We start from the raw sequence: 21,292 nt of genomic DNA, 5'->3' as shown, positions 1-21,292 counted from the left end.
GCTTACCCGAACACGAACCAGAGCCCGGCCAGGGCAATGCCGCCGCCGGCCACGCGTAGCACCGGCTTCTCGCAGACCCCGCGACCTACCAACATCCCCACCACAAGGAGCGCGAGGGAACTCATCGTGAATCCTGCGAAATAACCAAGCAGATGCACCTCGGCAGGCGCCTCGACCCCGTGGGCATTGCCGTGAAACAGCGTGAACAGTGCCACCATGAGCATCCCGGGCATGAGGCGCTGGAAGGTGAAGGACAGCATCAGCCCGAGGATCAGTACGGACAGGCCGATCCCGGTCTCCATGTACGGCAGGGCCAGGCCTGCCACGCCGGCAAGGGCCGAGACGATCAACAGGGCCGCGATGCCGGCCAGGGCAGTGATCTGCCTGCCGGAGGGCAGGGCGGTGCTCCAAAGACCCATGGCCAACAGCGCCAGCAGGTGGTCCACCCCGAGGATGGGGTGAGCGAGTCCGGACACGAACCCGCCGGACTCCCCGATGCCCACATGGGCGGACGCGGGCGTGACGAGCAGCGCCAGTGCGGGCAGTGCCAGCAGGGAAACACATATTCTTGCTTTGGTCATGCCTGAAGCCCCCATTTTCTTGTGATGAATCCTCGCTCGAGCTGACCCGCCGGGTCAGCGCACCCTCACCCGCACCAGTTCCCTGCCTTCCTTGTCCACCATGTGCACCGCGCAGGCGATGCAGGGATCGAAGCTGTGGATCGTGCGCAGGATCTCCAGCGGCTGCTGCCGGTCGTGCAATTGATGGTTGTCCATGAGCGCGGCCTCATAGGGGCCGAACTGGCCCTTGGCGTCCCGGGGGCCGGCATTCCATGTGCTCGGCACAACTGCCTGGTAGTTGGCGAGCTTCTCGTCCTCGATCACCACCCAGTGGGCAAGCGCGCCGCGCGGCGCCTCCGTGTAACCGATGCCCCGGCGCACCTTGTGTTCGCTGTGCCAGGTGGACGGATCCCAGAGTTCTTGATTGTGGGTGCGCAGATCGCCGGCGCGGATGTTGGCCATGAGATTCTCGTACCAGACTGTCTTCTGGTCGGCGACGATCTTGGTCTCGAAGGCGCGCGCCGCAGTGCGGCCCATGGTGGAGAACATGGCCTCCAGCGGCAGATCGAGGGTGTGCAAAGCGGAGTTCACCAGTTCGCGGGTGGGCGCGTGGCCACTGGCGTACATCATCAGGACCCGCGCCAGCGGCCCCACCTCCATGGGCCGCCCCCGCCAGCGCGGGGACTTGATCCAGGAGTAGTCTGCTCCCACGTCCAGATGTTCGTAGGGTGGCTCGGGTCCCGTGTAGTTGAGCCGCGTCTCGCCCGCGTAGGGATGCAGTCCAGAGTCCTTGCCGGTGCTGTAGTCGTACCACGCATGGGCGGTGAACTCCTGGATCTGTTGCGGATCCTCGAGGTCCAGGGGATGGATGCGCGAGAGATCGCGATCCAGGATGACGCCTGCCGGCACCAGGTAGGTGGCGGGGTCGTCCAGGCCCTTTTCCGGGAAGTCGCCGCAGGTGAGGAAGTTGCCGATCCCCTCGCCGCGCCGGAACCAGTCCTTGTAGAAGCCGGCGATGGCCAGGGTGTCCGGCAGGTAGACCTGATTCACGAAGTCCTGCATCTGCCCGATGACCTCGCGCACCAGTGCCAGGCCCGCGTCGTCGACGGCCGTACCTCTCCGGCCCCGCTCGACTCCGGTGCTGATGGCCGATGGCGCTCCGCCCACCAGAAAATTTGGATGGGGGTTCTTGCCGCCGAAGACGGCGTGCAGCCTGGCCACGTCGCGCTGCCAGGCGAGCGCGTCCAGGTAGTGGGCCAGCGCCATGAGGTTCGCCTCCGGCGGCAGCCTGTAGGCCGGGTGGCCCCAGTAGCCGTTGGCGAAGATGCCGAGCTGCCCGGATTCCACGAACTCCCTGAGACGCTTCTTCACATCGGAGAAATGTCCGGGGGAGGAGTGCGGATAGTCGCTGAGCGAGCGGGCCAGTTCCGAGGTGGCGGCAGGGTCGGCCTCCAGTGCCGAGACCACATCCACCCAGTCCAGCGCGTGCAGGTGGTAGAAGTGCATTACATGGTCGTGCACGAACTGGGCGCCGATCATGAGGTTGCGGATCAGCTGGGCGTTGGGCGGGATGGGGTAATCAAGGGCGTCCTCCACCGCGCGCACCGAGGCGATGCCGTGCACCAGGGTGCACACGCCGCAGATGCGCTGCGCGAAGGCCCAGGCGTCGCGGGGGTCGCGGCCCGTCAGGATGGTCTCGATGCCGCGCACCATGGTGCCGGAACTGGACGCATGCGTGATGTTGCCCTGCGCGTCCGCTTCCGCCTCGATGCGCAGATGGCCCTCGATGCGCGTGACGGGGTCGACCACGATGCGTTCTGTGCTCATTGGGCTGTCATCCGGATCAGGGTGTGTGGTGGGTTGTCGGCCGCGTCCTGCGATCAGCCATCCTCCAAGTCCTCCTTCCGGCTTGCCCGCGACAGCATCGCACCGCCGATTCCCGTGCCGGCGGCCATCTGCGCCGCGGCCGCGATGCTTTCGGCGCTGCTTCGTCGGCCCCGGGGCAGGGGCGCATAGAAGCTGCCCTTGTCCCAGAAGTCCGGTTCCGAGCAGCCGATGCAGCCATGCCCGGACTCAATGGGGAAGCTCACACCGCGGTTCCACTTGGTGGTGGCGCAGGCGTTACGGGTCTCGGGGCCCTTGCAGCCGAGTTCGTACAGGCACCAGCCGTTGCGTGCGCCCTCGTCGTCGAAGCTCTTGGCGAACTGGTCGCGCCGGAAGAACGGGCGGCGGTAGCAGCGCTCGTGGACGGTTTCGCCGAAGAAGGCCAGCGGGCGGTGCAGGGCGTCCATCTCCGGCAGACGGCCAAGGGTGAGGAAGTTGGCGATCACGCCGGCCAATACCTCGGGGATGGGCGGGCAGCCCGGCACGTTGATCACCGGCTTGTCCCTGATGATGTCGGTCACCGGCGCCGCGCCCGTGGGATTGGGGTGGGCCTTGGGCAGGCCGCCGTAAGCCGCGCAGGTGCCCACGCTGATGATGGCCGCCGCGCCCTCTGCCACATGCCGCAGGGTATCCAGGTTGGTCTCGCCCGCTACCGTGGAGTACACGCCCCCGTCCTTGAGCGGGATGGAGCCGTCGACCACCGCAAGATACTTGCCCCAGTTCTCCTTCATGGCGGTCTCGCGGGCGGCCTCCACCTGGTGGCCGGCGGCGGCCTGCAGGGTGTGCTGGTAGTCCAGGGAGATGAAGTCGAAGATGAGCGATTCCAGGGTCGGGGCGTAGGAGCGGGTCAGGGACTCCACGCAGCCGGTGCATTCCTGGAAGGAAAGCCAGATGACCGACTGTCGCCGGGCCGCGGCCAGTGCGTCCGCCATCACCGGCGCCATGGAGGCCGGCAGGGCCATGCTGGATGCCAGCGCCGCGCAGAACTTGAGGAAGGTGCGCCGGCTCATGCCGCGTCGACGCAATTCCTCGCCCAGTGTTTCCGGTGCCTTGCGCTGATTCATGGCCGCCTCCCGGGAGCCGGTATCCGTTTAATCCTGTTCGGCCGCGTCCTTGAGTGCCGCTTCCAACCGCACGACCGCATCGGCGATGTCGTCAGGGTGGGCGGGGACGATGGCCGGTGTCCGGGCGATCTCGATGTGTTGTACCGCCGAGGCGCCAAGCCCGTTGCGATGATCCACCCACCACACGCCCGCGTAGGCGGTTTCATACACCTCGCTGGGCCCGGCGCACTCCACGTGGATGCGCACTTCGCCCTGGCCCAGCGCCGCCTTGAGCTGTCGGCGGTCCGCCTCCGTCAGCGGCAGGCCATTGAGGTCGATGGTGTGGTTTTCCCCCTTCAGGTGAAGATCCGCCAGATGGGCATGGATCTCCCGAAGCAGCGCATCGGCCATGCCCGTGAGGATGTCGTCCGCGCCGTCGGGATCCGGGGATTCAACGCGTACGGTAATCTGATCGAGGCCGCTCATGCGGTCCAGCGCTCAAGCAGTGCACGCACCTCGGTGCAGGCAAGGGGGACGGCCGCCGCCACGGCGGGCGAGAGCGACTCGCCCCAGTCCAGGACCTCGGGCTGGATGCCGATCAGTGCACGGCGGGCGGGGAGGCGACCTTCCAGGGTTGCGATAGCCAGCAGGTCCCGCAGGCTCACTTCGTGCACGCTGGTCTTTCGCCCGCTGCCCACGAATGCATCCATCTCCGCGCCCTCGAAGACCCTGACCGTGCCGGGCGCAGAATCCAGTTGAGCGGTGTCCACCACGATCAGCGCATCGCTCTCGACGATGACGCCGGCCAGTGTGAAGCTCAGGGTGCCGCCGTCCACGTAGTCCACGCCGGAGGCATCGGGGCCCAGGCGCGCCAGTTCGCCGATCACGTGCACGCCGATCCCCTCGTCCTGCAGCAGCGTGTTGCCGAGCCCCAGCACCAGGGTTCTGGGGTCGTTCTGTGCAAAGTGGGAGGGCTCGGCCTGCATGGAATGGCTTCCTGCTCGGTTATCGATGACTCGAGTCTCGCGCTTCGTCAGCGACGATGCAAGGTGTCCGATTCCGGAACAGGTGGAATCAATGATGTATTCTCGCGAAGGCGCAAAGCACGCAAGGAAATACGCAGAAGAAGCTCATCAACGGTTGTTCTCGGTGTGCCTTGCGCCTTTGCAAGAGAAAGCGGTTTCGCACTTGATTGGCCAATCGGCATGGTCTCTAATGGAGTTTGATTTACACGCCACGGATGCCTCTCCATGTGTCTCGGGATCCCCATGCGCATCGTCGAGATCGACCGTTTCAACGCCCGCTGCGAGGCAAAGGGCGTGGAACGCACCGTGAGCCTTTTCCTGCTCCAGGATGAACCCCTGCAGCCCGGTGACCACGTGATGGTGCATGTGGGTTACGCCATCCAGAAAATGAGCGAGGCGGACGCCCGGACCGCCTGGGAACTCTACGACGAGATGCTCCTGCGAGAAGGCTGAATGCTGAAAGCTGAATGCTGAATGCGGATGAAACATGCATGAACTTGCCGTTTGTCAGTCCGTCATCCGCCAGGCGGAGGCCGTGGCGCGGGAGCACGACGCGCGTGGCATTGCCCGCATCCGGTTGCGCATCGGTGTGTTGTCCGGGGTGGAGCCGGAACTGCTTGCGCGGGCCTTTCCGCTGGCGCAGGCGGGTACGCTGGCCGAAGGGGCGAGCCTCGAGGTGGACACGTTGCCCGTGCGGGTGGTCTGCAGCCGCTGCGAGGCGGAATCCGAGGTTCCGGCGAATCGGCTTCTGTGCACGGCGTGCGGAGACTGGCAGACCCGGGTGGTCGGCGGCGACGAGATGCTGCTGGAAAGCCTGGAACTGCTGACGGCGGAGGAGACAGAGCATGTGTGACACCTGCGGCTGCAACATCACCCCCGGCAACCGGCACCTGGTCATCAGTGGCAAGCTTTCCAGGACCACAGAAGGTAAGTCGGCCGTCAACGTGCTGCAGGGCCTGCTGCACGAGAACGATCACCAGGCAGCCCACAACCGCGCGCACTTCGATAGCCGCGGGGTGCTGTGCCTGAACCTCATGTCATCCCCCGGCGCCGGCAAGACGGCCCTGCTCGAGGCCACCATCAGGGCCCTGGGCGATGAACTGCGCATCGCGGTGATCGAGGGCGATCTGGAGACCGAGAACGACGCCGAGCGCATCCGCCGCCACGGTGTGCCCGCTATCCAGATCACCACCGGCACCGCCTGCCACCTGGACGCCCACATGGTCCACGACGCGCTCCATCAGCTGGACCTCTCGGGCATCGACCTGGTGTTCATCGAGAACGTGGGCAACCTGGTCTGCCCGGCGAGCTTCGATCTCGGCCATCACCGCAACGTCACGCTGCTCTCGGTCACCGAGGGCGACGACAAGCCCGCCAAGTACCCGGTGATGTTCCGCGCCGCCGATCTCATGCTGCTCACCAAGACCGACCTGTTGCCGGTGCTGGACGACTTCGACTGCCAGGCCGCGGAGACCGCCCTGCGCAACCTGGCCAACCCGGCCCCGGTGATGGGGATCTCTGCGAAGAACGGTGCCGGCCTGGACGGCTGGCTGCAGTGGTTGCGCGACGAGGTCCGCGCCCAGCGCGAGCGCCTGGAAGCGGGGCAGAGCGCCCGCCCGGCGGTGCAGCCCGACGGCGCGCGCCTGCACGGCCACGAACATCACCGCCATGACGAACGGCCATGAGCGAGGGGCTTGAGTGGCTTGAACGCATCCGGGGCCTGGACCTGCCGCCCCGGGTGCGCATCATGAACGTCTGTGGCGGCCACGAGCGCTCCATCACCATGGCCGGGCTGCGCGGGGCACTGCCCGAGGCCATCGAACTGATCCCCGGCCCGGGCTGCCCGGTGTGCGTCTGTCCCGAGGAGGACATCCATCAGGCGATCCAGCTGGCGCTGCACGAGGGCGTGACGCTGCTCGCCTTCGGCGACATGCTGCGGGTGCCGGTGAACGTGAAGAAGGGCGAGGTCCGTTCCCTGGTGGAGGCCCAGGCAGCGGGTGCCGACGTGCGGCCCATCGCCTCGCCCACGGAGGCGGTCGCCATTGCCCGCGAGCATCCCGATCGCCCCGTGGTGTTCTTCGCCGCCGGTTTCGAGACCACCACCGCGCCGGTGGCGGCCATGCTCGCGGAGGGGGTACCGGATAATCTTTCGGTGCTGCTCTCCGGGCGCAAGACCTGGCCGGCGGTGGCCATGCTGCTGGAGTCGGAGACGCCGGGCTTCGATGCATTGGTCGCACCTGGGCACGTCTCCACGGTCATGGGTCCCGAGGAATGGTCGTTCGTGGTGGAGCGCCACCGGATGCCGGCCGCCGTGGCCGGCTTCACCCCCGAGAGCCTGCTGGCGGCGATCTACTCCGTGCTGCGACAGCACCTCTCCGGCGAACGCTTCCTGGACAACTGCTACAGCGGCGTCGTGCGCCCCGGCGGCAATCCCACTGCGCAGCGCCAGCTCAATCAGGTTCTGCAGGTCACCGATGCCAACTGGCGCGGTGTCGGCGTAATCCCCGCCTCCGGCTTCGCGCTCAGGCCGGCGTATGCGGCACATGACGCGCGGCTGCTGTTCCCGTCCCACGAGGACGCCTCGCGCAAGCGGGCGGGGGAGATGCCCCCGGGTTGTGACTGTGCACGGGTGGTGCTGGGGCGGATCTATCCCGATCAGTGCCGGCTCTACGGCAAGGCCTGCACGCCCAGGAATCCCATCGGTCCCTGCATGGTCTCCGACGAGGGGGCGTGCCGCATCTGGTGGGCGGGTGGCGTGAGGCAGCAGAGACCCCGTGTCGCCTGAGACCCGCCGCCTGCGCATCGCCGGGCAGGTGCAGGGGGTCGGTTACCGTCCTTTCGTCTACCGTCGCGCGCTGGTTCGCGGGATCAGCGGCTGGGTACAGAACCGAACCGGTGAGGTGCTGGTCGAAGCGGCCGGCGAGCCGGCGGCGCTCGATGCGTTCACACGGGACCTGCTGCATGAGGCGCCGCCGCTGGCACGACCACGGCTCGTGGAACAGGTCGTAATGCCCGGTGCCGGTGCGGAAGGGTTCCGCATCCTCGAAAGCGATGCCACCGCGCCGCCGCGCATCCACGTACCGCCGGATTTCTTCACCTGCGACGACTGTCTGCAGGAACTGTGCGATCCGCAGTCGCGCCGTTATCGCTACCCCTTCATCAACTGCACCCAGTGCGGCCCGCGCTACACCCTGATCCGCGCCTTGCCCTACGACCGGGCCAACACCGCCATGGCGGGTTTTCCCCTGTGCGGGTCCTGTCGCGCGGAGTATGAGTCTCCGGTGGACCGGCGCTTTCATGCCGAACCCCTGGCCTGTGCGGCCTGTGGGCCGACGCTGACGTTCAGGGATGCCGATGGTGAGATCATCGGCAACGAGGCGGCCATGGCGGCTTGTATCGAATCCCTCAGGGTCGGGCGCATCGTGGCGGTCAAGGGCGTGGGCGGTTACCACCTGCTCTGCGATGCAGGCAACCCCGCGGCGGTGGCGCGCCTGCGGGAACGCAAGCACCGCCCCCACAAGCCGCTGGCCGTGCTGTTTCCCTGGTCGGGTGCGGACGGCCTCGACATCCTGCGTCTCCATGCAACACCGTCCGACAACGAGGCCCGGTTGCTGGCCAGCCCCGATCGCCCCATCGTGCTGGTACGACTCCGGGTCGATCACGGTCTCACGGAAGCCGTTGCGCCCGGGCTTTGCGAGGTGGGCGCCATGCTTCCCTACAGCCCGCTGCATCACCTGCTGAGCCGGGACTTCGGCGCGCCGCTGGTGGCCACCTCGGCGAACCGCTCGGGCGAACCGGTGTTCATCGATGCCGGGGACGTGGAATCGGCACTTGCCACGGTGGCCGATGCCTTCCTGCACCACGACAGGCCCATCCTGCGTCCCGCCGACGACAGCGTGGTGCGAATCATTGCGGGGCGTGCGAGGCGCCTGCGCATCGGGCGCGGGCTGGCGCCCCTCGAACTGGATCTGCCGCGGCCCGTGGCGCGTCCCACCCTTGCGGTGGGCGGGCACATGAAGAACACCGTGGCACTTGCCTGGGAAGGGCGGCTGGTCATCTCGCCCCACATCGGCGAACTGGATAGCCCGCGCAGCCTCGCGGTGTTCGAACAGGTGATCCATGATCTGTGCGCGCTCTACCGGATCGCGCCCGAGTGCGTGCTGCACGATGCCCATCCGGGTTACGGTTCCACGCGTTGGGCGATACGCCATGCAGAGCGCCACGGACTCGAACTGCGCCCGGTGTTTCACCATCGCGCCCATGCTGCGATGCTTGCGGGTGAGCAGCCCGAGGTCCCCCGGTGGCTGGTGTTCACCTGGGACGGCACCGGTTATGGTGAGGACGCCACGATCTGGGGTGGCGAGGCCCTGCTGGGCTCGTCCGGACAATGGCAGCGGGTGGCGAGTCTGCGTTCCTTCCGGTTGCCCGGCGGCGAGAAGGCCGGACGCGATCCCTGGCGATCGGCGGCGGCCCTGGCCTGGGAGACGGGGCTCGACTGGCGGCCGGACGGGCTCGACGTTTCTCTTGCGCGCACTGCCTGGCTGCGCCATGTGAACAGCCCCGTGAGTTCCGCGGCGGGCCGGGTGTTCGATGCCTGTGCCGCCCTTGCGGGCGTGATGCAGCGCACGAGCTACGAAGCCCAGGCGCCCATGGTCTGGGAGGCGCTTTGCCGCGACCGGGACCTGCCGGAGGCGGTCGAACCCCTGCCGCTCGCGCAGGATGCGTCGGGTCTGTGGCGCACGGACTGGGCGCCGCTCGTGGCGCTAATGTCGGATGCATCTGTCTCACGGGCCGAACGGAGCGCGCGCATGCATGCCATGCTTGCCGAAAGTCTGGTGGCGCAGGCGATGGCGGTTCGCGAAGCACACGGCGAGTTCACGGTGGGCCTGAGCGGCGGCGTGTTTCTCAACCGGGTGCTGGTGGAGCGCGTAATGCAGCGACTCGAGGCGCAGGGCTTCGCCGTGTATCTGCCCGAACGCGTTCCCCACAATGATGCCGGCCTGAGCTACGGCCAGATCATCGAAGGCGCGCTTGCCGCGCAAGCCTGAGGGAAGTCATGGAACACCGACACATCACCCTGGCCCACGGCAACGGCGGCCGCTTCATGCGCGAGCTGATCGACGAGCTGTTTGCACGCCACCTGAATGACGGGCAACTGGACACCCGTACGGACGCCGCGCATCTGGATCTCTCCGGGGATCTGCTGTTCACCACCGACGGGTTCACCGTCAAGCCGCTGGAGTTTCCGGGGGGCAGCATCGGATCCCTGGCCGTGCACGGCACGGTCAACGATCTCGCGGTGGCCGGCGCCATCCCGAAGGTGCTCTCGCTCAACGCCTTCATCGAGGAAGGACTCGAGTTCGCGCAACTGGAACGCATCATCGCCGATCTCGCCGGGGCCGCGCGGGCCTGCGGCGTGCAGGTGGTGGCCGGGGATACCAAGGTGCTGCCCCACGGTGAGGGCAGCGGCCTGTATCTGGCCACCAGCGGCATCGGCGTGCGTGCCACGCCCGGCGTGCTGAGCCTCGGCAACATCCGGCCCGGTGACGTGCTGTTGATCAACGGTTCGGTGGGTGATCACGGCACTGCCGTTCTGCTCGCCCGGGAGCAGTTCGGGTTGAGCGGCGACCTGCGCTCGGACGCCGCCAGCGTGCTGCCTTACGCACAGGCCCTGTTCGACCTGCCGGGCCTGCGCTTCATGCGCGACCCCACACGTGGCGGACTGGCCACCGTGGCCCACGAGATCGCAAGCGCCTGCGGTCTGACGGTGCGGCTGCGCGAAGCGGAGATCCCGGTCAAGGACCCGGTGCGCGGGGTGTGCGAGATGCTCGGTTACGATCCCTACTACCTAGCCTGCGAGGGTCGGGTGATTGCGGTGGTCGCGCAGGATGCGTTGGAGGACGTGCGTGCACGGTGGCGCGGCATCGAGGGCAGCGAGGTGGCGCTCATCGGTACGGTAGAGGAGGGTGCTTCGCAGGTCATCCTGGAGACCGTTTTGGGCGGCGAGCGTTTCCTTGAGGAACTGGAGGACGATCCGTTGCCGAGGATCTGCTGAAAGGCGTTTTGCCACAGAGGGCACAGAGGTCACAGAGAAAAAAGTTCTCTCGCAAAGGCGCGAAGCACGCAAAGGAAGCCCAGTAATGCGTAGGTTGGGGTGAGGAACGAACCCCAACATACGATGCCTCATCCCAGCCACTGTTGTTGGGGTTCGCGCTGCTCACCCCAACCTACGCATTTTTTTGGTTTCTTTGCGTGCTTTGCGGCTTCGCGAGAGAACTGTTTTTTCTGTGCCCTCGAACTCAGCCCAGCTCGATCCATTCCCCCTTGCCGGTGAGCACGCCGATGCCGAGCGTCAGGTATTCGCGCAACTGGCGTGTGAGCAGGAAGTTCTCGCGCACGAAGGTGCGCGCCTTGGCGCCCATCTCCCGGATCAGGCGGGGCTGGTTGAGCAGGTAGCGCATGCGAAGCGCGGCGCCTTCCGGCGTGCTGACCAGGAAACCTGTATGGAAGTCGACCACCTGCAGACGGATGCCGCCGGTGTCGCCGCCGATCACCGGGCGGCCTTTCCACATGGCCTCGGTGACGGTAAGCCCGAAGCCCTCCCGGGTGGACTTCTGTATCACCAGGTCCGATGCGCGCTGCAATGCGTTGATCACGCGATGGGCATCCGGAGGCAGCAGCAGGACGTGCACGTCCGCATCGTCGCCCGCTGCGGCACGCACTTCCGAGATCACCGTCTCCCCTTCCGGATCGTCGTCCGCCGTGCCGCCGGCCAGCACCAGTTGCAGCCCCGGCACGAAGCGCTTCGCCAGGCGATAGGCCCTGATCACGCCCACCGGGTCCTTGAAGCGGTCGAAGCGCGATACCTGGGTGACCAGCGGGCGCTCCGGGTCCAGGTGGAAGCGTTCGCGCACGGCCGCGATCTCTTCCTCAGGCAGATCCACGTTCTTGTCGCTCAGGGGATCGATGGATGGCGGGATCAGGTACTCCGGGTGGGGCAGTGCCTGGGCGAAGCCGGCCAAAGAGAACACGCTGGCATCAAAGCTGCTGACGTGACGGCGCAGGTAACGCCACACGGGGCGGTACGGGCGGCTGGCGTCGATGTGGCAGCGCCAGACCCACTTGCCCCGGCGTTTCGGGAAGTGCCCCAGCAGCGCTGCCGGCTGGGGGTCGTGTATGAACACCACGTCGGCCTCTTCCAATATCGGACGCAGTTGCTCGGCGTTGTGCCGGTTGGTCTCCTCGTAGGCCTCAAGCCAGCGGGGTTCCAGGTTTACCGGGTTGCCCTGCAGGCCGTTGTGCATGGCCTTGGTGCACTGGTAGAAGACCGGATCACCGGTGATGACCTCCCATCGCGCATCCAGCCCGAGTTCCCTGGACAGGGGAACCAGCTTGTCCAGGATCTCCGCCACACCGCCGCCCACGCGCGTGGAGTTCACATGCACCACCTTCATGCCGCGGTATTGCGCCGCCAGTTGGCTGAGGTGGTCGATGACGTCCTCGCCGGCGACACGCGCATAGGCCTCCAGGAGTCGGCTCATGGGGACCCCTGCTCCAGTGCGCGTGTGAGGCGCGCCCGGATCTCGGTCATGGAGGAGAAGTAGGGCTCCACGGCCGCGAGCCGGTCCCGCAGGCCCGCGTAGCGCTCCCCGAAGGACGACAGCCATTCGCGGAAGTCGTCCAGGTGATCGGGTACCCGGCGCCTCGCGTCGACGAAATGGTAGAAGATGCTGCCGGTGGAGAGTTGCGGGACGATCTCCGCCAGTTGCTCCGGAGACCGGATGCGGTGGCGCGTGTCGAAGATGACGATCTGGGAGCGGATGAGTTCGAATGTTCGTGTGGCGCGCATCCACTGCAGCGACTCGCTTTCGTCCAGGCGTTGTTCCATGAGCTCCAGCAGCTCACGCCGCAGATCCTCCAGGTCCGCGAAATCCGTGGGATCGAGCACGGCAAGCCGCTCGGCCAGGGGCGCGTCGTGCAGGGCGTGACGCACCCAGGCGGCGAAGTCGTTGTTGTACTCGCGTTCGTCGAAGCGCGCCTGGATCAGTCCGCCCCAGAAGTGGTAATAGATGCTGTCGATGCTGACGGTCTGAAGGTGCTCACACAGTTCCCCCAGCGTGCGGGCGCGACGCCCCGTGGAGATGGCGATCAGGGCGCAGTCCTTGACCGAGAAGTCCGGTGGGTCGCCTGCACCGGTTGATGTGGCGGTTCGGTCCTGCACGAGGCCTCCTGGCATTGTCGGAAAGCTGAATACGCTCCTGAGTGTAGTTCAGTCCCGTGGGCGTCACGGTACCGGTATCCACTTCGGGGGGCGGTTTAATTCGCGATGCATTCGGCGCATAGTCATTGCAGTGTCGACGATATTCACGGGGTGTCATATGGACCGGACCAGGCCCGCCGATGAGAACGCTGCCGAACCCCCCCTGCTGCCCGGGGAGCCCTATCCGCTGGGCTCCACCTGGGACGGGGAGGGAACCAACTTCTCCGTGTTTTCGGAGGTGGCGGAGCGCGTGGAGCTTTGCCTGCTGGACGAGCAGGGCGGCCAGTCACAGGCTCATGAACTGAGGGAGGTGAGCGCCCACTGCTGGCATGGTTACATGCCCGGCATCGGGCCGGGACAGCGCTACGGATACCGGGTTCACGGCCCCTGGGACCCGGCCCAGGGCCTTCGCTGCAATCCGGCCAAGCTGCTGCTGGATCCTTATGCCAAGGCGGTGGATGGTCAGGTCACCTGGGACGAGGCGGTGTTTCCCTACCGCTTCGACGATCCGGACGAATCGCTCAACGATGCGGACAGCGCACCGTACGTGCCGCGTTCCGTGGTGATCGATCCGGCCTTCGACTGGGGAGACGACCGGCATCCGCGCACCCCGTGGCACGAGACCGTCATCTATGAGACCCACGTCAGGGGCTTTTCCGTCAGACATCCGGAGATCCCCGAGGATCTGCGGGGCACCTACGCGGGGCTCGGCCATCCAGCGGCGATCGAGTACCTCACGAAGCTGGGCGTCACCGCCGTCGAGCTCATGCCCGTTCACCAGTTCATCCATTACGCCCACCTGCAGGAAAAGGGCCTGCGCAATTACTGGGGCTACAGCAGCATCGGCTACTTCGCGCCCCACAACGAGTACGCGGCGGATGCCGCGCCCGGTGGGCAGGTGCGCGAGTTCAAGGAGATGGTGAAGGCCCTGCATGGGGCGGGTCTCGAGGTGATCCTGGACGTGGTCTACAACCACACCAGCGAGGGCAACCACCGCGGGCCCATGTTGAGCCTCAAGGGCCTGGACAACGCCGCTTACTATCGCCTGATGCCCGACGATCCGCGCCATTACATGGACTATACGGGCACAGGCAACAGCCTGAACATGCGCCACCCCCACGTGTTGCAGCTGATCATGGACTCCCTGCGCTACTGGGTGCTGGAGATGCACGTGGACGGCTTCCGCTTCGATCTGGCCTCGACGCTGGCGCGCGAGCTGCACGAGGTGGATCGCCTCTCGGCCTTCTTCGACATCATCCAGCAGGATCCCGTGATCAGCCAGGTCAAGCTCATCGCCGAGCCCTGGGATGTCGGCGAAGGGGGTTACCAGGTGGGCAACTTCCCGCCGCTTTGGTCCGAGTGGAACGGCCGGTATCGGGACACCGTGCGAGACTTCTGGCGCGGCGAGGATCGCACCCTCGGCGAGTTCGCCTACCGATTCACCGGCAGTTCCGATCTCTACGAATCCTCGTCCCGGTTGCCCCATGCCAGCATCAATTTCGTCACCGCTCACGACGGCTTCACCCTGCGCGACCTGGTCTCCTACAACGAGAAGCACAACGAGGCCAACGGCGAGGACAACCGTGACGGCACCGACGACAACCGCTCCTGGAACTGCGGTGCGGAAGGCCCCACGGACGATCCCGACATCAACGCCCTGCGCGCGCGCCAGCAGCGCAACTTTCTTGCCACGCTGATGCTGTCCCAGGGCGTACCCATGTTGCTCGGTGGCGACGAGATCGGGCGTACCCAGCAGGGCAACAACAATGTCTATTGCCAGGACAACGAGATCGCCTGGTATGACTGGAAGAGCCGCGACGGAGACCTGCTGGAGTTCACCCGCCGGCTGATCCGTTACCAGCACGATCATCCGGTGTTCCGCCGTCGCCGATGGTTCCAGGGGCGGGCGATTCACGGCGGCGAGGTCACCGACATCGCCTGGTTCACCGTGGATGGCAAGCAGATGGCCGAGGAGCACTGGGGCGAGGACTTCGCCAAGTCACTGGGGGTGTACCTGAACGGCCAGGCGTTCCCCGCGCCGGACCCGGAGGGCAGGCGCGTGGAGGATGACGACTTCTATCTGATCTTCAACGCCCACCACGAAGCCCTGGAGTTCACCCTGCCCGAGGAACGCTGGGGCAGGGCATGGCTCAGGGAACTGGATACCACCGAGGGATGGATCAAGGGCGAAGAATCTCTCGCCGCCAAGTCGAAGCTGCGCGTGGAGGGCCGCTCCGTGGTGGTGCTGCGTCATGCGTCCTGACCCCGTGGCCACCTACCGCCTGCAGCTGCGTCCCGAGTTCGGTCTGGACGCGGCGGCCGGCCTCGTGTCCTATCTCGACCGGCTGGGCGTCAGCCATGTCTACCTCTCGCCCTGTCTGCAGGCGGTGCGGGGCAGCGCCCACGGTTACGACGTTGTCGACCCCACGCGGGTCAACGAGGATCTCGGCGGGGAGGCCGCGCGCAGGCGCTTGTGCGACGCCCTGGAGGCGGCGGGCATGGGGCAGATGCTGGACATCGTGCCCAATCACATGGCCGTGGCGGGCGACCAGAACCCCTGGTGGTGGGACGTGCTTGAGAACGGCCCTTCCAGCCGCTATGCCCTTTACTTCGACGTGGACTGGGAGGCGTCGGAAGAGCGCTGGCCCAACAAGGTGCTCCTGCCGGTGCTGGGTGATCACTACGGGCGCATCCTGGAGGCGCAGGAGCTGCAGGTGCGCTACGGGGGCGGTGTATTCACGCTGCAATATCATGAACATGCCTTTCCCCTGGACCCGTCCACCTTGTCGGATCTGCTCTGCAAGGCCTATGCAGCCAGCGATTCCGAGTTGCTCGGATTCATCGCCGAATCATGCGCGCGCCTGCCCCGACCTCATGTGACCCTCGGCTGGGCGGTGGAGCGGCGTCATCGTGACAAGGACGTGATCCGTCGCTTGCTGGTGCAACTGGCCGGGGAGGAACCCGAGGCCCATGCCGCCATCCTGGATCACGTGGATCGCATCAACCAGGACCCGGATGCCCTGGACGAACTGATCGAGAAGCAGAACTACCGGCTGGCCTGGTGGCGCACCGCCGGCCGGGACCTGGGCTACCGGCGCTTTTTCGACATCAACGACCTCGCCGGCCTGCGCGTGGAAGAGGAGGAGGTGTTTGAGGCCATCCATGCGCTGCCCATTCGCTGGGCGCGTGCGGGCGAGGTGCACGGGTTGCGCATCGACCATCCGGATGGCCTGCGCGATCCGGCCCAGTACTTCGACCGGCTCCACCGGGCCTGCCCCGACGCCTGGGTCGTGGTCGAGAAGATCCTCGAGCCTGGCGAATCCCTGCCCGCGGACTGGCCCGTGGCCGGAACCACCGGGTATGACTTTCTCAACCTGGTGCAGGGCCTGTTCGTCGATCCGGCGGGCGAGGTGCCGCTGAGCGGCCTGCTGGAGGAGCTTTCGGGCGAGTCCGCAGACTTCGCCGAACAGGTGCACGACTGCAAGCGTCAGGTGGTCAAGGAGCTGCTGGGCAGCGAACTCAACCGCCTGGTGTCGCTGTTCGTGGAGATCTGCGAGCGCCACCGCCGGCATCGCGACTACACCCGCCACGAGTTGTATCAGGCACTCCTGGAGGTGGCTTCCTGCTTCCCCGTCTACCGCACCTATGTGCGCCACCCGCAAGGCGAGGTTTCCGAGGCGGACGTGCACTATGTGACACAGGCCATCGATCAGGCCCGGGAACGGCGCCCGGAACTCGATGCGGAGCTGTTCGACTTTCTCCACGGCCTGCTGCTGCTGCGCATCCCCGGCGATCGGGAGGCTGAACTGGCCATGCGTTTTCAGCAGCTCACCGGTCCGGCCATGGCCAAGGGCGTGGAGGACACCGCGTTCTACCGCTTTCACCGCCTGATTGCGCTCAACGAGGTGGGCGGCGACCCGGCGTGCTTCGGTGTCTCCGTGGAAGCATTCCACGCCGCCTGCGCGGATGCCCGCGCGCACCAACCCCTGGCGCTGCTGGCCACCTCCACCCACGACACCAAGCGGAGCGAGGACGTGCGCGCCCGCCTGCTGCTGCTCTCGGAGATGCCCGAGGCCTGGTCCGCAGTGGTCAGCCGCTGGAGGGAACACAACGCGACCCATCGCCGCGACGAGGGGCCTGATCCCGCCACCGAGTACCTGCTCTACCAGACCCTGGTCGGGGCATGGCCCATCGACGCGGAGCGTGCCAGCGACTACATGGAGAAGGCGGTGCGTGAGGCCAAGTTGCACACCTCGTGGACACAACCGAACGAGGCCTATGAGGCGGCGGTGCGCCACTTCGTGAATGCGGTGCTGGAGGACGACGGGTTCCGTGCGGACCTGGATTCCTTCGTCAAACCCCTGGTGACGCCGGGGCGAATCAACGGGCTGTCCCAGACCCTGCTCAAGCTCACCGCCCCCGGTGTGCCCGACATCTACCAGGGCGCGGAACTCTGGGACCTGAGCCTGGTGGATCCGGACAACCGCAGGCCCGTGGACTTTGCGCTACGCGAGCGCCTGCTCACGGAACTGGAGGGCATGTCCGTGGGGGAAATCCTGGCGCGTTCCGACAAAGGGCTGCCCAAGCTGTGGGTGATTCGTCAGGCCCTGCAGCTGCGCCGGCACCATCCCGCCTGGCTCGGGGGGCAGGGCGACTACCAACCGCTGGAACTGTCGGGTGCCCGGGCCGCCCACGGTGTGGCCTTCCTGCGCGGGGAGGGCGTGGCCGTGCTGGCACCCCGCCTGGTGCACACGCTGGGCGGAGACTGGGGCGATACCGTACTGCATCTGCCGCCGGGGCACTGGCACAACGTGCTCACCGCCGAGCCCGTGGACGGAGGCGATGTGTCTGTTGCGCACCTGCTGGCGCCTTTTCCGGTGGCACTGCTGGTGCGTGAGGAGGATCGGCCGTGACCTGTGTGCGTGTCTGGGCGCCCGAGGTGCGACGGGTGGAACTGGAATGCGCCGGAAAGCGCCGGCCCATGGCCCGGGAGGCCGACGGCTGGTGGTCCGTGGCAGCGCCGGAGCTGGTGCATGGGACCGATTATGCCTTCCGGGTCGACGAGGAGGGACCGTTCCCCGATCCGCGCTCCCCCTGGCAACCCCACGGCGTCCATGGCCCGTCCCGCTGGGTGGATCACGGACGTTTCCGATGGCACGACGCCGGGTGGCAGGCTCCGCCGCTCGCCTCGGCGGTGATCTACGAACTGCACGTCGGCACCTTCACGCCCGATGGCACCTTCGAGGCGGTGATCGACAGGCTGGATCACCTGAAGGACCTGGGCATCACCCACGTGGAACTGATGCCCGTGGCCGAGTTCCCGGGCGAGCGGGGCTGGGGCTACGATGGGGTGGATCTGTTCGCGCCACATCATGCCTACGGCGGGCCCGAGGGGCTCAAGCGTCTGGTGGACGCTTGTCACCGCAAGGGTCTGGCTGTGCTGCTGGACGTGGTCTACAACCACCTGGGCCCCAGCGGCAATTACCTGGGCCGCTTCGGCCCCTATTTCACCGATGCCTACCGTACGCCCTGGGGGGATGCGGTGAACCTGGACCAGGCCCACAGCGACACGGTGCGGCGCTTCTTTCTCGACAATGCCCTCATGTGGCTCGAGGACTATCACTTCGACGGTCTGCGCATCGATGCCGTGCACGCCATCGTCGACATCTCCGCCATCCATTTCCTGGAGGCCCTGGCCCGGGAGGTACGCGCCCTGGAGGCACGGCTCGGGCGCCACCTGGTGGTGATCGCCGAGAGCGACCTCAACGATCCGCGCGTGGTGCGCGCGCCGGAGATCGGCGGCCATGGCCTGGATGCACAGTGGAACGAGGACTTCCATCACGCGCTGCACGCGGTGCTGACCGGTGAGCGCGATGGCTACTACGCGGACTTCGGCGCCGTGGCCGACCTGGCCGCAGCCCTGACCCGGGGTCTGGTCTACGACGGACGCTACTCCACCTATCGCAGGCGCAGCCATGGCCGGCCCGCCGCCGATCTGCCGGCCCGCCGCTTCGTCGGCTGTCTGCAGAACCACGACCAGGTGGGCAACCGCGCTTTGGGCGAGCGCAGCGCGCAACTGCTCTCGGCGGGGCTGCTCAGGGTGGGGGCCGCCCTGGTGCTGACCGCGCCCTTTGTGCCGCTGCTGTTCCAGGGCGAGGAGTGGGGGGCGGACACGCCGTTTCTCTACTTCACCAATCACGACGATCCCGATCTGGCCCAGGCGGTGCGCGAGGGTCGGCGCAGGGAGTTCGCCGCCTTCGGCTGGGACCCCGAAGGCATCCCCGATCCGCAGGCACCCGAGACCTTCGAGCGCTCCCGGCTCGACTGGGATCAGCCGACGGATGAGCCGTATGCGGGCCTGCTGCGCTGGTACCGGGAACTGATTGCCCTGCGCCGCGCCCACCCGGCCTTCGCAGAGGATCGACTCGAGCGGGTCCGCGTCCGGTTCGACGAGTCGGAACGCTGGCTGATGATGCGGCGCGGGGCACTGGCGGTCGCCTGCAATCTGGGCACCTCCCCGCGGCGCCTCGATTGCCCGGCGGGCTGCCATCCCCGGATCCTGCTCGCCTCGGATCCCGGTGTCGCGGTCACGTGTGAGACCATCGATTTGCCCGCCGAGACGGTGGCGATTCTCGATCTGGTTCCGAATACGGCAGCCTGCGGCGGGGAGGCGACTTGAGCGGAGCGGAGATGGCGCAGCGGCCGGTGGACGGGTATCTGCCCATCGAGGATCACGGGCTGATCGGCGACGGCACCACCGCCGCGCTGGTGGGACGCGACGGCGCGGTGAGCTGGATGTGCGTGCCGCGCTTCGATTCCGAGCCCCTGTTCTGCGGCCTGCTGGATGCGCGTCACGGCGGCGCATTCACCGTCGCCCCGGAACCGCTGGTCTCCTCGCGCCAGTATTACGAACCCGACACGGGGGTGCTGGTCACGGAGATGAGCGGTCCCGAGGGGCGGGTGCGCGTCACCGACGCCCTGACCCTGCGAAGAGGCGCCGATCTCTCGGAGGACACGGCCGCCGGCAGGGGCGAACTGCTGCGCCGTATTGAGGTGCTGGGCGGAAGGGTGAGGCTGCGCATCCGGGTTCAGCCCTGGGGCGGTGCCCGAGCGCAGCCACGCGGAACCGGACTGATGCTGAACACGGCGCGCCGGCCGGAGCTGGACCTGTACCTGGAATCCAGCCTGCCGCTGCAGTCTCCGGACGGCGTTCACGAACTGATGGAAGGCGACGCCCATCACCTGGTGCTGTCCTGGGGTGCCCACGCCCACCGGTTCCACAGCCACGGACCCAATGAGATCCTCGACTCGACCCTGGAGGTATGGCGCCGATGGATGCGGCATTTCCACTACCAGGGACCACGGGAGGACCTGGTGCGCCGTTCGGCCATTACACTGAAACTGCTGGACCACACCGCTACCGGCGCCATGATCGCCGCGCCCACCACCTCCCTGCCCGAGGCCATCGGCGGGCCGCGCAACTGGGATTACCGCTATGCCTGGATCCGGGACGCCGCCTTCTCCGTCTATGCGATGGGGCGCATCGGCATGGGTCACGAGGCGGCCGGCTTCCTGGGTTGGGTGCTGGATGCGGTGGACCGGGCGGGCCGGCCGAGGGTGCTTTACGACGTGGACGGACACCTGCCGCCGCCGGAACGGGAGGAACCCGGACTGGAGGGCTATCGCGGCTCCGCCCCGGTGCGCTGGGGCAACGGCGCCGTGGAGCAGCGCCAGCACGACGTGTTCGGCGAGATACTGGACTGCGCCTATCGCTGGACACGCATGGGCGGCCCTCTGGACGAGGACCTGTGGGCACGTCTGCGCCGGCTGGTGGAGGACGCCTGGCGGGAATGGCGAACACCGGATCACGGCATCTGGGAGGTGCGTACCGCCGGTCGTCCGTTCACCTATTCCGCGGCCATGTGTGCCGTGGCCCTGGACCGGGGGGCGCGTCTGGCCGAGCAGCACCGGATGGAAGGTGACGCACAGGCGTGGCGCGCCGAGGCGGCCTACATCCGCGAAGCGATCCTGGAGGAGGCCTGGGACCCGAAGCTTCAGTCCCTGACCGAACACCTGGGCGGCGGCGGTATCGACGCCAGCCTTCTGGCCTTGCCGCTGCGCGCCGTGATCCCGGCCGATCACCCGAAGATGGTGGCCACCACAGAAGCGGTCATCCGGCGTCTGGGTGTCGGCAATGGTCTGCTCTATCGCTACCTGCCCCATGAATCGCCGGACGGCCTGCCCGGCGACGAAGGCGCCTTCCTGCTGTGCAGCTTCTGGCTGGTGGACAATCTGGCGGGGCAGGGGCGCCTGGAAGAGGCCGGCGAACTGTTCGATTCCCTGTGCGCCCGCGCCAACCCCCTCGGCCTGCTGCCCGAGCAGATCGACCCGGCCTCGGGCGCCTTTCTCGGCAATTTCCCGCAGGCCTTCAGTCATGTGGGCCTGATCTCCAGCGGGATCAATCTGTCCAACCAGATGCGCCAAGTTATGGCGCGCATTCAGACGGTTACACGAAGCCGC

At 67.0% G+C, this 21,292-nt stretch carries 17 protein-coding genes; 10 read left to right on the top strand and 7 right to left on the bottom strand.

Going from position 1 to position 21,292, the window contains the following annotated elements; genetic code table 11:
• Positions 1-2: 2 nt before the first annotated feature.
• The 5 genes from B1C78_RS15000 to B1C78_RS14980 are packed head-to-tail and all read right to left on the bottom strand — an operon-like array spanning position 3 to position 4,473.
• Positions 3-581, bottom strand: coding sequence for a HupE/UreJ family protein (locus tag B1C78_RS15000; RefSeq protein ID WP_077279983.1), 579 nt, complete (start codon positions 579-581; stop codon positions 3-5).
• Between the two features lie 54 nt (positions 582-635).
• The gene (locus B1C78_RS14995; RefSeq protein ID WP_077279982.1) at positions 636-2,387 is read right to left on the bottom strand and encodes a nickel-dependent hydrogenase large subunit; all 1,752 of its coding nucleotides are present in this window, start codon (positions 2,385-2,387) and stop codon (positions 636-638) included.
• Positions 2,388-2,440: 53 nt separating this feature from the next.
• On the bottom strand, positions 2,441-3,508 hold the full coding sequence (locus B1C78_RS14990; protein ID WP_077279981.1) for a hydrogenase small subunit: 1,068 nt from the start codon (positions 3,506-3,508) through the stop codon (positions 2,441-2,443).
• 27 nt (positions 3,509-3,535) lie between these two features.
• On the bottom strand, positions 3,536-3,973 hold the full coding sequence (locus tag B1C78_RS14985) for a hydrogenase expression/formation protein (protein WP_077279980.1): 438 nt from the start codon (positions 3,971-3,973) through the stop codon (positions 3,536-3,538).
• Positions 3,970-4,473 carry a HyaD/HybD family hydrogenase maturation endopeptidase gene (locus B1C78_RS14980; RefSeq protein ID WP_077279979.1) on the bottom strand — a complete coding sequence of 168 codons (504 nt, stop codon included), beginning with the start codon at positions 4,471-4,473 and terminating at the stop codon, positions 3,970-3,972. The genes B1C78_RS14985 and B1C78_RS14980 overlap by 4 nt, the downstream gene beginning before the upstream one ends.
• A 264-nt stretch (positions 4,474-4,737) precedes the next feature.
• On the opposite strand from B1C78_RS14980, the gene B1C78_RS14975 reads away from it, so the two are divergent.
• Genes B1C78_RS14975 through hypE form a run of 6 tightly spaced genes read left to right on the top strand, consistent with a single transcriptional unit; the run spans position 4,738 to position 10,567 of the window.
• Positions 4,738-4,965 carry a HypC/HybG/HupF family hydrogenase formation chaperone gene (locus B1C78_RS14975; RefSeq protein ID WP_077279978.1) on the top strand — a complete coding sequence of 76 codons (228 nt, stop codon included), beginning with the start codon at positions 4,738-4,740 and terminating at the stop codon, positions 4,963-4,965.
• Positions 4,966-4,999: 34 nt separating this feature from the next.
• Complete coding sequence (locus tag B1C78_RS14970; RefSeq protein ID WP_077279977.1) at positions 5,000-5,365, top strand: hydrogenase maturation nickel metallochaperone HypA/HybF; 366 nt, start codon at positions 5,000-5,002, stop codon at positions 5,363-5,365.
• Positions 5,358-6,197, top strand: a complete 840-nt coding sequence (gene hypB, locus B1C78_RS14965) for a hydrogenase nickel incorporation protein HypB (RefSeq protein WP_077279976.1) — start codon at positions 5,358-5,360, stop codon at positions 6,195-6,197. The genes B1C78_RS14970 and hypB overlap by 8 nt, the downstream gene beginning before the upstream one ends.
• Positions 6,194-7,297: a hydrogenase formation protein HypD gene (gene hypD, locus B1C78_RS14960; RefSeq protein ID WP_077279975.1), complete on the top strand. Its 1,104-nt coding sequence runs from the start codon at positions 6,194-6,196 to the stop codon at positions 7,295-7,297. Before hypB ends, hypD begins: the two co-directional genes overlap by 4 nt.
• On the top strand, positions 7,287-9,560 hold the full coding sequence (gene hypF, locus B1C78_RS14955) for a carbamoyltransferase HypF (RefSeq protein WP_077279974.1): 2,274 nt from the start codon (positions 7,287-7,289) through the stop codon (positions 9,558-9,560). Before hypD ends, hypF begins: the two co-directional genes overlap by 11 nt.
• Before the next feature lie 8 nt (positions 9,561-9,568).
• The gene (gene hypE / locus B1C78_RS14950; RefSeq protein ID WP_077279973.1) at positions 9,569-10,567 is read left to right on the top strand and encodes a hydrogenase expression/formation protein HypE; all 999 of its coding nucleotides are present in this window, start codon (positions 9,569-9,571) and stop codon (positions 10,565-10,567) included.
• 244 nt (positions 10,568-10,811) lie between these two features.
• On the opposite strand, the gene B1C78_RS14945 is transcribed toward hypE, so the two are convergent.
• Both B1C78_RS14945 and B1C78_RS14940 read right to left on the bottom strand, forming a co-directional pair.
• Positions 10,812-12,053 (bottom strand): glycosyltransferase, encoded by a 1,242-nt coding sequence (locus B1C78_RS14945; protein WP_077279972.1) that lies wholly within the window; start codon positions 12,051-12,053, stop codon positions 10,812-10,814.
• Positions 12,050-12,733, bottom strand: coding sequence for a DUF5752 family protein (locus B1C78_RS14940; RefSeq protein WP_077279971.1), 684 nt, complete (start codon positions 12,731-12,733; stop codon positions 12,050-12,052). The genes B1C78_RS14945 and B1C78_RS14940 overlap by 4 nt, the downstream gene beginning before the upstream one ends.
• A 157-nt stretch (positions 12,734-12,890) precedes the next feature.
• Between B1C78_RS14940 and glgX the strand changes: the two genes are divergently transcribed.
• The 4 genes from glgX to B1C78_RS14920 all read left to right on the top strand — a co-directional run.
• Complete coding sequence (glgX, locus tag B1C78_RS14935) at positions 12,891-15,035, top strand: glycogen debranching protein GlgX (RefSeq protein ID WP_077279970.1); 2,145 nt, start codon at positions 12,891-12,893, stop codon at positions 15,033-15,035.
• Positions 15,025-17,685 (top strand): malto-oligosyltrehalose synthase, encoded by a 2,661-nt coding sequence (treY, locus tag B1C78_RS14930; protein WP_077279969.1) that lies wholly within the window; start codon positions 15,025-15,027, stop codon positions 17,683-17,685. The genes glgX and treY overlap by 11 nt, the downstream gene beginning before the upstream one ends.
• Complete coding sequence (gene treZ / locus B1C78_RS14925; RefSeq protein WP_077279968.1) at positions 17,682-19,451, top strand: malto-oligosyltrehalose trehalohydrolase; 1,770 nt, start codon at positions 17,682-17,684, stop codon at positions 19,449-19,451. Before treY ends, treZ begins: the two co-directional genes overlap by 4 nt.
• Before the next feature lie 11 nt (positions 19,452-19,462).
• On the top strand, positions 19,463-21,292 hold a 1,830-nt coding region (locus B1C78_RS14920), incomplete at its 3' end, for a glycoside hydrolase family 15 protein (RefSeq protein ID WP_245795455.1).

The organism is Thioalkalivibrio denitrificans, assembly GCF_002000365.1.
Taxonomy (GTDB): Bacteria; Pseudomonadota; Gammaproteobacteria; order Ectothiorhodospirales; family Ectothiorhodospiraceae; genus Thioalkalivibrio_A; species Thioalkalivibrio_A denitrificans.
This window is presented reverse-complemented; position numbering and strand designations above follow the sequence as displayed.

Bases quoted from the DNA above. Each gene is read 5' to 3' on its own strand.
- B1C78_RS14975 (WP_077279978.1), top strand. From the start codon at position 4,738: ATGTGTCTCGGGATCCCCATGCGCATCGTCGAGATCGACCGTTTCAAC.
- hypE (WP_077279973.1), top strand. From the start codon at position 9,569: ATGGAACACCGACACATCACCCTGGCCCACGGCAACGGCGGCCGCTTC.
- B1C78_RS14985 (WP_077279980.1), bottom strand. From the start codon at position 3,973: ATGAGCGGCCTCGATCAGATTACCGTACGCGTTGAATCCCCGGATCCC.
- B1C78_RS15000 (WP_077279983.1), bottom strand. From the start codon at position 581: ATGACCAAAGCAAGAATATGTGTTTCCCTGCTGGCACTGCCCGCACTG.
- B1C78_RS14945 (WP_077279972.1), bottom strand. From the start codon at position 12,053: ATGAGCCGACTCCTGGAGGCCTATGCGCGTGTCGCCGGCGAGGACGTC.
- B1C78_RS14980 (WP_077279979.1), bottom strand. From the start codon at position 4,473: ATGCAGGCCGAGCCCTCCCACTTTGCACAGAACGACCCCAGAACCCTG.
- glgX (WP_077279970.1), top strand. From the start codon at position 12,891: ATGGACCGGACCAGGCCCGCCGATGAGAACGCTGCCGAACCCCCCCTG.
- hypB (WP_077279976.1), top strand. From the start codon at position 5,358: ATGTGTGACACCTGCGGCTGCAACATCACCCCCGGCAACCGGCACCTG.
- B1C78_RS14970 (WP_077279977.1), top strand. From the start codon at position 5,000: ATGCATGAACTTGCCGTTTGTCAGTCCGTCATCCGCCAGGCGGAGGCC.
- B1C78_RS14990 (WP_077279981.1), bottom strand. From the start codon at position 3,508: ATGAATCAGCGCAAGGCACCGGAAACACTGGGCGAGGAATTGCGTCGA.
- treY (WP_077279969.1), top strand. From the start codon at position 15,025: ATGCGTCCTGACCCCGTGGCCACCTACCGCCTGCAGCTGCGTCCCGAG.
- hypD (WP_077279975.1), top strand. From the start codon at position 6,194: ATGAGCGAGGGGCTTGAGTGGCTTGAACGCATCCGGGGCCTGGACCTG.
- B1C78_RS14995 (WP_077279982.1), bottom strand. From the start codon at position 2,387: ATGAGCACAGAACGCATCGTGGTCGACCCCGTCACGCGCATCGAGGGC.